This is a genomic window from Flavobacterium sp. HTF (assembly GCF_003105115.1).
Taxonomy (GTDB): domain Bacteria; phylum Bacteroidota; class Bacteroidia; order Flavobacteriales; family Flavobacteriaceae; genus Flavobacterium.
On record NZ_QETH01000001.1, the window covers coordinates 171,530 to 184,875 of the forward strand.

The window sequence follows — 13,346 nt, forward strand, 5'->3', positions numbered from 1 at the left end:
TGTATTGATCGAAAAAACGTATTTTTGGAAGAATGGGTCAACAGGTCATTTGACTTGGTGAAAAATATAGGATAGGAATTTGAAATTAGGTTACTTTACACTTTTAAAATAAAGTATTTGTGAAACGTCAATTCTTAATTAGTTTTAGTTTGCTTTGTGCAGTACTATTGTTTCCGCACCGAACAGTAGCGCAGGCATTTCCTGTGCAGAAAAGTGAAAAAAGCAAGCAGGCCAAAATCAGTAAAGCAGCCGATGATTTATCCAAATCATTAGATGAAAATGATGAAGCAAAAATTGCTCAGAATTATGAAAATTTAGCCAATGAATTTTTAAATAAGAGTGATAATGCCAAAGCAGAGGAATATTTTAAAAGAGCATTAAACAGCTACACCAAATTAAAACTCACCGAAGACAAAACGCGTGTGACAAGAAGTCTGGCCAAAGCACAGGAAAATCAGAAAAACTTCGATTCGGCGATTAAAAATTATGAAGTTGCAGGTTCATTGGCAAAAGATGTCTCTGAAGAAAAGATAAATATAAATGACGCAAACCGACTTAAAAATGCATCAAATCCTGCAAGTCAGACAGATTATGTAGATTCTAACATCGAATTGCTCAAAAAAGAAAAGAAATCCAAAGAAGTTTCTGAGGCTTATGTGCAGAAAGCGCAAAATTCATTAGACTTAAAAGATAAAAAAGTTGCAATAGAAAGCTATAAAAAGGCATTAGTTTATGCAAAAGATAAACCGGAAGACGTTATTAAAATCAAAAATGAAATTGCAAAGGTTTATGTAGAAGATAATCAGTTTGATAAAGCACTTGCTATTAATGAAAAATTACTGAGCGATGCCAGGAAAAATAAAGATTACACTGCCGAGATAAAACAACTGCAATCTCTGTCATCTCTTTATTTTGAGAAAAAAGAACCCGAAAAAGCCATTTCATCCCTAAAGCAGGCATATGATATATCGTTTCAAAAAGGAAATTCGGCGGAAGCCAAAAAAAGCCTGTCTTCCCTGATTCAATATTATAAAAACAAAGGCCAGAATAAGGAAAGCATGGCGTTGTATGAGCAGTTTTTTGAAAACTTCGAAAAGCTGATTCGTTCTGATACTACTTTGATCGATGCCAAAACATTTCAGATTACTGAGGATAAAATCCGTCAGCTGGAAAAGGAGAAAACTTTAAAAGACGAACTGATTTCAAAGAAAAATACCTTCAATTATTTTCTGATTGGATCCGTGGTTTTATTACTGCTTCTGTTTTTATTTATTGTGAAGGCTTTGTATTCCATTAAAATCAAAAACAAAGAAATTGCTCTTCAATCACTTCGACGGGAAATGAACCCGCATTTTATTTTCAACAGTTTGAATAGTGTCAATCAGTTTATTTCTGAAAATAAAGAACTGGAAGCCAATAAATACCTGACCTCGTATTCGAATCTGATGCGGAATATGATGGAAAATTCGAATAAAGATTTTATTTCCCTGGATAAGGAAGTCGAACAATTGAAGAAATACCTGGATTTGGAACATCTGCGTTTTCAGGATAAATTCGATTTTGAAATCATTGTCGATGAAGCTCTGGATGCTGAAAGGGTTTTTGTTCCGAATATGATTATGCAGCCGCATTTAGAAAATGCTATTTGGCACGGATTACGATATTTAGATCAAAAAGGGTTTCTGTCGCTTAAATTTCAGCTTATCAATGGAAAAATTGTGGTACTCATTGATGATAACGGAATTGGTTTAACCAAAAGCCGTGAACTCAAAACAACGAATCAGAAAATTTACGAATCCCGCGGTCTGAACAATACAAAAGAACGAATTGACCTTTTGAACGAATTGTATAAAAAGAATATTTCATTTCAGATTTCAGAAAAAACAGGTGAGGAGAAAGGAACCATCGTTGAAATTGTTTTTCCATTAATTGACAAAATATGATGACTTTTCAGAAAATAAGAAGCGTAATTGTCGAAGATGAACTGGCGGCACGTGAAGTGCTTAAGAATTATCTGAGTAAGTACTGCCCGCAGGTTGAGGTTGTCGGCGAAGCGCAGAATATAAAAGAAGCAGTTCCGTTGTTACACGAACTTCAGCCACAATTGGTCTTTCTGGATGTTGAAATGCCTTTCGGAAATGCTTTTGATGTTTTGGAAGCCTGTAAAGACCTGCATTTTGAAACCATATTTGTAACCGCTTTTTCTGAATATTCGCTAAAAGCCTTAAACCAAAGCGCGGCCTATTATCTGCTAAAACCAATAAGTATCGAAGAATTGATTGTTGCTGTCAATAAAGTGCAGCACCAGATCATGAATCATGAGATCTTTAACAGAAATAAAATTATTGTCGAAAATTTTCATGAGTCAAAACCCGAAAAACAACAAGTGATTCTGCCGACTCTTGAAGGATTTGAAGTTGTGAAAATGGAAGAAATTGTCCGCCTGCGCGGAAACGGAAATTTTACCGACTTGTATTTGAATAACGGGACAAAAAAAATGGTGTGTCGTTTTTTAAAACACTTTTCAGAAATTCTGCCTCTGCCATTCATAAGGGTTCACAAATCCCATATTATCAATATCAATTGTGTAAAAGCGTATAACAAAGGCGGTATTATACTATTAAATGATGGATCTGAAATTGAAGTTTCCCCAACTTATAAAGAAGAATTTTTAAAGAATTTTAAATGATTTTTTGCCACAAAGTTCTAAAGCACTAAGTTTTTCTAAGTTGATGTTATAATCTCGCAAAGGCGCAGAGTCGCAAAGGTTATATTTTTATATTGAATAGTTTCCAGCTTTAGCTGTGTGAGAATATAACTCAAAGAAAAAGGCTTTAGTCAAACTAAATGTTTGGCTAAAGCCTTTTTAATCTTATTATCTTGAATTCTGGCAGCTATGAAAAAAAACTTTGCGACTCTGCGCCTTTGCGAGATAAAAAAACATAGTTTCTTTTAGTCAAAAAACTACAAATCAAATTCCTCGCTTATAGACAAAGAATCATTTTTGACAGCTGTAGAATCCGGTGCTTTGATTCGCAATAAGGAACGGGCATTTCCGGAAATATAAACCGGAAGCAGGCCAATAGTATCTTCAGGAACTAATAAGCCCCGACGGAACATTAAATTTCTTAGGAATTTCTGATTTTTAACGGCGTAATCTTTCAGATTACCTTCATCGTTAAACTGATACATGAATTTTCTTGGTTTCGGAATAATCGTTGCCAGGTATAAACATTCATCTACATTTAGAGCCGATGGACTTTTCTGGAAATAAAAGTGACTTGCCTCGCCAATTCCGTAAACATTTGGCCCCCATTCAATAATATTAAAATACACTTCCAGCATTCTTTCTTTACTGGCAATGTGGTTATTTTCCAGAATATAAACCAATAAAATTTCTTCCAGCTTTCGCGAAAGCGTTTTCTCGCGTGTCAAAAAGACGTTTTTAATCAGCTGCATACTGATCGTGCTGGCGCCGCGTGAGAATTTTTTGGTTCGGATATTTTTTAGGATCGATTGTTTAAATGCTTCATTAATAAATCCGCGATGAGAAAAGAACGATGGATCTTCCGTCGTTAAAACGCATTTTCTTAAATAAGGCGAAATCTGGTCAATCGGAGTATAATTCGGATTTGAGTTTCCAACCAAAATTGGCCTTTGCATTACATTTTGAATAATGGCGCGATAAACAAATTCTCCGTTTAATTTATTTAAATCAGCTTCTCCGTATTTCGTGATTTTTAAATTCTCTTTGTTTAGTTTACTGTCAAAAACCAGCGTATTTGGTTTGTTTTTATTGAATTTAAAATCCAGTTTATAATCAAAATTACCGGTCGCTTCCATTCCCTGAAAATGGGTAAATAATCCGTCAGGCAGCGAAACAATAAAATCCTGCGCCTTCATTTTCGGAATATCAACTTTCAAAGTATAAACGGTATCCGATTCAGTATTATAAGAAACATAAGGACGAACCTTAATTTTATTTAACTGCATGGATGAGGTGCTGTCAATAGAAATGAAATCATCGCCTAATAAAAAGCGATAATCAAAGCGTGCATTTTTTATGACAACATCTTTACTGGCAATTTTAGGATGATTGATTTTTAAATTTGAAATCGAAGTATAACCGTCAATATGCAATTCGCTTCCGTCTTTTTCAATGTTTGCCACATTTAACCTGATAGAATCAAAACTTGCTTTTAGATTATAGCGCTCATCGAGATACAGAACTTTGATTGCTCCGGTATCTAAATTAAAAAAACGAATATCTGCTTTTTTATTTCGCGGATCTGCAAATCCTTTTATGTTCCATCGCTGATCAAAATTCTTGCTTTGTACGTGTAAGTTGGTTTCAAGCTGTTTGTTGTTTAAAACCAGTTTATTTACCGCTATAGAGGTTTTTTTGCCATTATCATCAATCTTGAAATTGAGGTTTTCCAATTTCATATCAGTTGGAACCAGATTTAATAATTTTGAAATGATACGATAGGCAAAAGTGGCATATTTACGTTTTTCATTGGTATCCGAATCTGATTTGTCTCTTTTTAAGAAAGCATCAAAATTGCGGATCTTTCCTTTTTTAACCAATTGAATATATCCATTGTCGACTTTTAAAGTGCCCACCTGAACATCACCAATTAGTAAATTGGATAAGCTAATGCTGGTTTCAATGTTTTGAATGTGGCAAAGTGTATCAGCATTATTTGGAACTAAAATAACATCAGTCAGTTTGATTCCGGATAAGCCATCAAAAGAAGCTGATTTTACAGAAAACTTACTGTTGTATTCTGTGTTCATTTTAAGGGTTACTTTTGCAATAGCTTGTTTTAAAAGTGAATTGCGAAAAAAGTAAAATCCTAAAAAAAGCACTCCAAATACCAGGGCAAGTATTAAAAATGCTTTTATTAATTTTTGTTTTGGAAATTTCATAAAGTAGGTTTTATAAAAAATTAACCGAAAAGAAACCCGGCCACATCTTCAATTTTGGCGACAAGTTCGATTTTAATTCCTGTATTTTTTAATGCAATTTTGTTGTATTTAGATACAAATATAGTGTTGAAGCCCAGTTTTTCGGCTTCCTGAATTCTTTGGTCAACACGATTTACGGGACGAATTTCGCCTGATAATCCAACTTCACCGGCAAAACAAAATCCTTTTCCCACCGGAATATCTTCGTTTGATGATAAAATTGCAGCGACAACGGCCAGATCAATTGCAGGGTCATCTACAGAAATTCCGCCTGTAACATTCAGGAAAACGTCTTTTGCTCCTAAACGAAAACCGGCTCTTTTTTCTAAAACAGCCAAAATCATATTTAGTCTTTTGGCATTGTAACCCGTTGTGCTTCTTTGCGGCGTTCCGTAAACTGCAGTACTCACAAGCGATTGTATCTCGATCATTAACGGACGCATGCCCTCAAGAGTTGTGGCAATTGCCGTTCCTGACAATTCTTCGTCTTTATGTGAAATTAATATTTCAGAAGGATTGCTGACTTCGCGCAAACCACTTCCCAGCATTTCATAAATTCCAAGTTCTGCTGTTGATCCGAAACGGTTTTTCAGAGAACGTAAAATTCGGTAAACGTGATTTCGGTCGCCTTCAAATTGTAAAACGGTATCGACCATATGTTCCAGAATTTTTGGCCCGGCGATATTTCCGTCTTTTGTAATATGTCCGATCAAAATAACCGGAATATTACTTTCCTTGGCAAATTTAATCAGCTCAGCTGTGGTTTCTCTTATTTGAGAAATGCTTCCGGCCGTTGATTCGATATAATCCGTATGAAGTGTCTGAATTGAATCAATAATGACAATCTCCGGCTGAATAGTTTCAATTTGCTTGAAAATATTTTGTGTTTTTGTTTCCGTCAGTATATAACAATTGTCGCTGTTGGGTGTGATTCTTTCAGCGCGCATTTTTATTTGCTTCTGACTTTCTTCACCGGAAACATAAAGTGTTTTATAAGGAAGTTTTAATGATATCTGAAGTAAAAGTGTACTTTTTCCGATTCCGGGTTCGCCACCCAGAAGTGTCAGCGATCCGGGAACGATACCGCCTCCTAAAACACGATTTAATTCGCCGTCAGTTGTGTCCATACGAACTTCCTGAGCCGAATCAATTTCATTGATTTTTAATGGCCGTGGTGCTTTACCTACTGGTGCAGACTCGCTTTTCCAGGCTACTTTTTCCTGTTTCTGGATAATTTCTTCGGCAATAGTATTCCATTCTTTGCAGGCATTGCATTGTCCTTGCCATTTGGCATACTGAGTTCCGCAATTTTGACAAAAAAAGGAAGTTTTAACTTTTGACATTATTTATGGTTTTTTTGCAAGCGTATTCATCTGGTCGATTTTCTCATACATCAAATCTTTGTTCAAATCACCAATTGGCTCCATTTGCGAAGCGTTTTGGTATTTTTTTGATGCTCTTTTCGGATCTCCCATTTTTTCGTACATCAATCCTAATTCGTATTCTCCCAACATTGCTTTAGGATAATTTACATTTCCTATTTCAGCCATTTTGCCTAATTCGTCGTAAGCATTTTTCTTTAGGATAATATTTTCAATTACTTTAAAATCACTCATCCTAACAGGAATCTGAACTCCTAAAACTTTAGACATTGTGTTGTATTTGTTTTCAAGGTAATCTGCATAACCCGTCTCAAGAACAGCAATCTTATCATTATATTCAGCCGAGTTTATAGGTCTGTAAGCTTCAAAAATATGATATAATGCGCTTGGAATTGAGTGCAGTACTTCTGTATAATGTGTTGTATTTTTAAAACTGTCAAATTTGTACTTTACTAAAGGATTATTTGCAATTTTAATATTACTGTCCAGTTTTTCAATTGGCTCTTTGATTTTTTTGATGTCCCCATCAGCAACAGAAAGATAATAGAAGAAAGGCTCTTGTATTTTTGCGAATTTTTCCGGAATTCGTACTTCCATTTTTGGGGCAAGTTCCGGGCTGAAACAGATGTAAGCGTTAAAAAGCGGTACTTCTTTATATAAATAAAAATTAACAAAACTTGCTGTTATATCATGACCGGCAATAAGTCTGAAAGGCGAGGTGCGGTATTTTTTTTCGATGTATGGAACTAATTCAGCACCTACAAATTCAAAGAATTCTGAACCTTTTTCAAAAGGCAATCCGGTATTCTGGTCAATAGTTGAATCGTCATAGCGTTCCCCGTCTTTATTCTGATGTACACCAATTATAATCATTTCCGGCAAATCGTCCCAATATGCACCATAGCTTAACGCTCCGGAAAACGGATCAAATAAATAATCTCCATCTAATAAATATAAAACAGGATATTTTTTTTCAGGATTAGCTTCGTATGATGCAGGCAGTCCGATTGTTATTCTTCTTTCTTCTCCAAGTTTCTCAGATTTAATATTGTCAAATTTTTTCTGCGAAAAAACAGAGATCGAAATTAAAGTAAATAGTAAGTAAACTTTTTTCATGATTTGGGGTATTTCAGTGAATTAAAAAGTATTGGAAATAGTGTAGCAATATAACACTTTATTTGCTTTTTTATTATTCCCGGAATTTTAAAAAAGTAATATGGTTTTTTGCTGAATTTACTTTGATAAAGGCAAAAAAAATCTAATCTGACAGAAAAGTTCAGTCAGATGAAATGAAATAAAAGGAAAAAGAAAAGTATTAAGTCAGCGAATTATCACTTTCATTAGGGAAAATAATCCATGGCTTGAAGGTTTTTGCCTCTTCAAATTCCAGAGTAGCATAGGATATAATAATGATGATATCGTCTTTTTGAACTTTTCTGGCTGCAGGGCCATTCAGTGTAATTTCACCTGAATTTTTTTCTCCCTTAATAGCATAAGTTTCAAAACGTTCGCCATTATTTATGTTTACAATAGATACTTTTTCACCTTCAATTATATTTGAAGCTTCCAGTAAAGTTTCGTCAATAGTAATACTACCGATATAGTTTAAATCGGCACCCGTTACTTTTACACGATGAATTTTTGATTTTATAACTTGAATTTGCATGTTGCAAAGGTAAATTAATTTAATGAAATGGTGTCAATCAGTCTTATAGAATTAACAAATACGGCTATAAATGCACGGTATTTTTTGTCTTTACTTTTGTGATCGATAGATAATAATGTAGATTCGTCAGCAATAACAAAATATTCCAGTTCAAATTTTTCATTGTCTTTGAAAGAATTTTTAACAAATTCGATTGTTTCTTCCGGAGTATTGGTCTGGAATATTTCTTTTGCTTCGGTCAAAGTTTTATAGATTATGGAAGCTTCTTTTCTTTCTTCGGCTGTCAGGCGCTCATTACGGGAACTCATCGCCAGTTGGTTTTCTTCCCTGAAAATAGGGCAGCCAACTATATTAACAGGTAAATTATTTTTTTCAACCAGTTTTTTGACAATTTGCAATTGCTGGAAATCTTTCTCGCCAAAATAAGCATTTGTGGGAGTAACGATTTCAAAAAGACGTTTTACGATAGTTCCGACCCCATTAAAATGCCCGGGCCTGAATTTTCCTTCCATTTGATTTTCGAGTCCGTCAAAATCAAAATTCTGCGAAATAGTATCTCCTTCATAAATATCCTCTACAGATGGGGCGTACAAAATGATTTTGTCGCTCAGGACACGCATCTTTTTTACGTCTTCTTCAAGGGTTCTTGGGTATTTTGCAAGATCTTCAGGGTTATTAAATTGAGTTGGGTTTACAAAAATACTTACTACAGTATCGTCGTTTTCTTTAAGAGATCTTTGCATTAAAGCCAGATGCCCCTGATGTAAAGCGCCCATTGTTGGTACAAACCCGATGGTCGAATTTGTGGTTTTGATAGTTTTTAAATAAGCTATCAAAGCTACTTTACCGTAGAAAATATGCATGGCGGTATTATTAAAATTTAGTGCAAACATAATATATTAGTTAATAACTGCATAAAATTTTGTAATTTTGCAACGTTTTTATTACCAAAAATTAAGTAAAATACTATTATGAAAGATAAGAGGATATTATATGTATCATCTGAAGTCGTGCCTTATTTGGCAGAAAATGAGGTTTCTTTAATGTCTTATGACGTTCCGAAAATGATTAATGATCAGGGAGGTCAGATAAGAATTTTCATGCCAAGATATGGAAATATCAATGAAAGAAGACATCAGCTACACGAAGTAATTAGACTTTCAGGAATGAATTTGGTAGTGAATGATTTAGATATGCCATTGATTATTAAGGTAGCTTCAATTCCTAAAGAAAGAATTCAGGTTTATTTTATTGATAATGATGAATACTTTAAACGAAAAGCAACTTTTGCCGACGAAGAAGGAGTTTTGTATCCGGACAATGATGAAAGAGCGATCTTTTTTGCAAAAGGAGTTGTTGAAACTGTAAAAAAATTAAATTGGGTGCCTGACATTATTCATGTTCACGGTTGGCTGGCGGCAATGCTTCCAATTTATATGAAACACTATTATAAAAACGAGGCTTTATTTTCTGAAACTAAAATTGTCACTTCTGTTTACGGACAGTCTTTTGACGAAAATTTAGATTTGGAAATGATCAATAAAGTGAAGTTTGATGGTGTGCCACATGAATCTGTAGCTGATCTTGAGACTCCTAATTATGAAAATATTCTAAGAGCCAGTATCCTGCATTCTGATGGTGTCATTATTGCATCCGAAAACGTATCTTCAAGTTTAACAAAATTTATAGAATCTTCAGGAAAACCTTTTTTACCTTTCGCCGCGAAAGATGCATTCGCTGAAGCGTATACAAATTTCTATAAAACTATAGGACTCTAAAATTTTAACATTATTATAAAACATGTATAATACTTCTTTCTTTAAGAAAATACTATTAATAGTACCAATTGTTCTTTTATATTCTTGTGATAAAGATTTTAATGCCGTTGGCGATGATTTGATTGGAGATGATCATTTTGGACTTGAGTCTCAAGATTATGATGTATTGGCGTATACTCAGGAAATAACTCCTGTTCAGTCAAACGGATTAGCGGTAAATAGTTTAGGGATTTATGATGATGGTGTTTTCAGTGAACGTACTGCTAGTTATGCTACTCAGGTTTCGCTGGCTGCTTATGCACCTTCTATTGGTACTGCACCAGTTATTAAAAGTGTTACATTAAATATACCCTATTTTAGTCATGTAACAGCAACAAATACTGATGGAAGCAGTACTTATGCATTAGATTCAATATATGGAGCGCCAACAGGTAAAATCAAATTAAGTGTATATGAGTCAGGGGTTCAGATGCGTAGTTCGTATTTTGACAATGGGTCTCAAAACGCACAAATGTATTATACAGATGAAGATCAGACAACAGATCCTAAATATGTGAACTTTAATACCTACAAATTAGGTAATCGCTTAAATAATGGAGGTTTGTTTGAAAATGACGAGTTCTTTTTTAGCGCAAAAGAATATGCTGATGTAACAAAAGATGCAACAACCGGTGTTGAAACTACAACAAGAGTGGCACCTGAAATGCGTTTGAGTTTAGATAAAACTTTTTTTCAGACTAAAATTTTGAATGCCGCAGCAACAAAGCTTTCTACCACGGATGTTTTTCAGGAATACTTTAGAGGTTTGTATTTTAAAGTTGAAAAATCTGGTGCTAGTCCAGGTAATATGGCATTATTGGATTTTTCTAAAGGTAAAATCAATATCAAATACAGAGCTAAAACTGACATTACAACGGATAATGATACGATTACAGAAGCCAGAAGTCTGGTTATTAATCTAGCTGGTGCAACAGCAGGGCTGACTAAGGATGTAAAAAAACCGGCTTTTCAAACTGCTTTAACATCTGCAAATGTAACACAGGGTGATGAATCACTTTATTTGAAAGGTGGGCAGGGTTCTCTTGCTGTAATTGAGCTTAATGGTCTTGCTTCTAAATTAACAGAAATAAGAGATAAAAAATGGTTAGTTAATGAGGCTAATTTAGTTTTTCATATCGATTCTGATAAAATAGCCGGAATTCCAAATAAAGATGCAGGACTTCGTGAGCCTAAAAGAGTTTATTTGTATGATTTAACAAATAATATTCCTATTGTAGATTACGCAGCAGATGGAAGCACAAGTGTAACATCTGATCCAAAAATGTCAAAACTTATCTATAGTGGAATAATTAATGTAGATGCGACCAGTAAAAAAGGAACTACATACAAGTTCAGGCTGACGAATCATATTCGTAATATTATTAAGAATACAGATGCAGTTAATGTAAAACTTGGTTTGGTTGTGACAGAAAGTATAAGTATCACAGCCTCAAATAAATTAAAATTAAAAGGCAGTGTTATTACAGATGCGCCACGAGCTTCAGTAATGAGTCCGTTAGGAACGGTATTGTATGGAGGAAAATCTACAGTTCCGGAGGCAAAAAGACTAAAGCTTGAAATTTACTACACGAAACCAAATTAATAAATATATATGTGTGGAATTGTTGGATATATCGGTCACAGAGAGGCTTATCCTATAGTTATTAAAGGATTAAAGCGGCTTGAATACAGAGGATATGATAGTGCTGGGGTCATGTTATATGATGTGGAAACGGGTATCAAACTTTGTAAAACAAAAGGTAAAGTTTCGGATCTTGAAGCAAAAGCAAAAGAAGGTTTTACTACAAATGGAACTATAGGAATTGGTCATACACGTTGGGCTACCCACGGTGTACCAAATGACGTGAATTCGCATCCTCATCTTTCTAATTCAGGTGATTTAGTAATCATTCACAACGGAATTATTGAGAATTATGCTCCTCTTAAAGAAGAGTTGATAAAAAGAGGTTATACTTTTAAATCTGACACTGATACAGAGGTTTTAGTCAACTTAATTGAGGAAGTTCAGAAAAATGAAAACATAAAACTTGGTAAAGCGGTTCAGATCGCTTTAAATCAGGTTGTAGGTGCATACGCAATTGCAGTATTTGATAAAAAAAATCCAAATGAAATTGTGGCTGCCAGATTAGGTAGTCCATTGGCAATTGGAGTTGGAGAAGGAGAATTTTTTATTGCCTCTGATGCATCACCTTTTATTGAGTATACGTCAAACGCTATTTATCTTGAAGATGGTGAGATGGCAAACATTAGATTGCATAAGCCTCTTAAAGTTAGAAAAATTAAAGATGACTCTTTAGTAGATCCTTATATTCAGGAACTTCAAATGAATTTGGAGCAGATTGAAAAAGGAGGCTATGATCATTTCATGCTAAAGGAAATCTACGAACAGCCAAGTGTTATTAAAGATACCTACCGAGGAAGACTTCATGCAAATGAAGGAATTGTTCAGATGGCTGGTGTTGAAGATAATCTAGAAAAATTCCTAAATGCCCAGAGAATTCTAATTGTGGCTTGCGGTACTTCATGGCATGCAGGTTTGGTAGCGGAGTATATTTTTGAAGAATTTACACGTATCCCTGTTGAAGTAGAATACGCTTCAGAGTTTAGATATCGTAATCCAATCATTAATAAAAATGACGTTGTAATTGCGATTTCCCAATCTGGAGAAACTGCAGATACAATGGCAGCTATAAAATTAGCAAAGGAAAATGGAGCTTTTGTTTTTGGAGTTTGTAATGTAGTTGGTTCGTCTATTTCAAGAGAAAGCCATGCCGGTGCTTATACACACGCAGGTCCTGAAATTGGAGTAGCTTCAACGAAAGCTTTTACAACTCAGATTACGGTTTTGACCATGATTGCTTTGAGATTAGGAAAAGCTAAAGGAACTTTGTCAAATACAGATTTCCATACTTATTTGCAGGAGTTAGAAATTATTCCTGAAAAAGTAGCCGAAGCATTAGAAACAAACGACAGAGCAAAAGAAATTGCTGCTAAATTTAAGGATGCTCCAAACTGTCTTTATTTAGGCAGGGGGTATAATTTCCCGGTTGCATTAGAAGGAGCTTTAAAACTTAAAGAGATCTCTTATATTCACGCAGAAGGCTATCCTGCTGCTGAAATGAAACACGGGCCAATTGCCTTAATTGATGAGCAAATGCCTGTTATTGTAATTGCCCCTAAACAAGGTCATTATGATAAAATTGTAAGTAACATCCAGGAGATTAAATCCCGTAGTGGAAAAATCATTGCTGTTGTAACAAAAGGAGACACTCAGGTTCGAGAACTTGCAGATTATGTAATTGAAATTCCTGAAACTTCAGATGCATTGTCACCTCTTATTACAACAATACCATTACAATTACTTTCTTATTACATTGCTGTTATGAGAGGTTGTAATGTTGATCAGCCAAGAAATTTGGCCAAATCGGTTACAGTGGAGTAAAAATAAAGTATATTCTATATAAAAAAAGCGAGACATCTGTCTCGCTTTTT

General features: G+C 34.6%; 10 protein-coding genes. 5 read left to right on the top strand and 5 right to left on the bottom strand.

The window, feature by feature from the left end:
* Nucleotides 1-119: 119 nt before the first annotated feature.
* Nucleotides 120-1,943, top strand: a complete 1,824-nt coding sequence (locus DCO46_RS00740) for a histidine kinase (protein ID WP_243416226.1) — start codon at nt 120-122, stop codon at nt 1,941-1,943.
* Complete coding sequence (locus DCO46_RS00745) at nt 1,940-2,689, top strand: LytR/AlgR family response regulator transcription factor (protein ID WP_116750680.1); 750 nt, start codon at nt 1,940-1,942, stop codon at nt 2,687-2,689. Before DCO46_RS00740 ends, DCO46_RS00745 begins: the two co-directional genes overlap by 4 nt.
* Nucleotides 2,690-2,964: 275 nt before the next feature.
* Here the strand turns inward: DCO46_RS00745 and DCO46_RS00750 are convergent, their stop codons facing one another.
* From DCO46_RS00750 to panC, 5 genes are all read right to left on the bottom strand, one after another.
* Nucleotides 2,965-4,929, bottom strand: a complete 1,965-nt coding sequence (locus tag DCO46_RS00750) for a transglycosylase domain-containing protein (protein WP_116750681.1) — start codon at nt 4,927-4,929, stop codon at nt 2,965-2,967.
* 20 nt (nt 4,930-4,949) lie between these two features.
* Nucleotides 4,950-6,311, bottom strand: coding sequence for a DNA repair protein RadA (radA, locus tag DCO46_RS00755; RefSeq protein WP_116750682.1), 1,362 nt, complete (start codon nt 6,309-6,311; stop codon nt 4,950-4,952).
* Between the two features lie 3 nt (nt 6,312-6,314).
* A complete protein-coding gene (locus DCO46_RS00760; protein ID WP_116750683.1) occupies nt 6,315-7,466 on the bottom strand; it encodes an alpha/beta hydrolase in 1,152 nt (383 codons plus the stop codon).
* Between the two features lie 199 nt (nt 7,467-7,665).
* Complete coding sequence (gene panD, locus DCO46_RS00765; RefSeq protein ID WP_116750684.1) at nt 7,666-8,016, bottom strand: aspartate 1-decarboxylase; 351 nt, start codon at nt 8,014-8,016, stop codon at nt 7,666-7,668.
* A 14-nt stretch (nt 8,017-8,030) separates the two neighbouring features.
* Nucleotides 8,031-8,909 (bottom strand): pantoate--beta-alanine ligase, encoded by an 879-nt coding sequence (panC, locus tag DCO46_RS00770; RefSeq protein ID WP_116750685.1) that lies wholly within the window; start codon nt 8,907-8,909, stop codon nt 8,031-8,033.
* A 78-nt stretch (nt 8,910-8,987) separates the two neighbouring features.
* Here panC and DCO46_RS00775 point away from each other — a divergent pair, with 78 nt between their 5' ends.
* The 3 genes from DCO46_RS00775 to glmS are packed head-to-tail and all read left to right on the top strand — an operon-like array spanning nt 8,988 to nt 13,296.
* Nucleotides 8,988-9,794 (top strand): glycogen/starch synthase, encoded by an 807-nt coding sequence (locus DCO46_RS00775; protein WP_116750686.1) that lies wholly within the window; start codon nt 8,988-8,990, stop codon nt 9,792-9,794.
* Between the two features lie 22 nt (nt 9,795-9,816).
* On the top strand, nt 9,817-11,436 hold the full coding sequence (locus DCO46_RS00780; protein WP_116750687.1) for a DUF4270 domain-containing protein: 1,620 nt from the start codon (nt 9,817-9,819) through the stop codon (nt 11,434-11,436).
* Nucleotides 11,437-11,445: 9 nt separating this feature from the next.
* Complete coding sequence (glmS, locus tag DCO46_RS00785) at nt 11,446-13,296, top strand: glutamine--fructose-6-phosphate transaminase (isomerizing) (RefSeq protein WP_116750688.1); 1,851 nt, start codon at nt 11,446-11,448, stop codon at nt 13,294-13,296.
* Nucleotides 13,297-13,346: the final 50 nt, after the last annotated feature.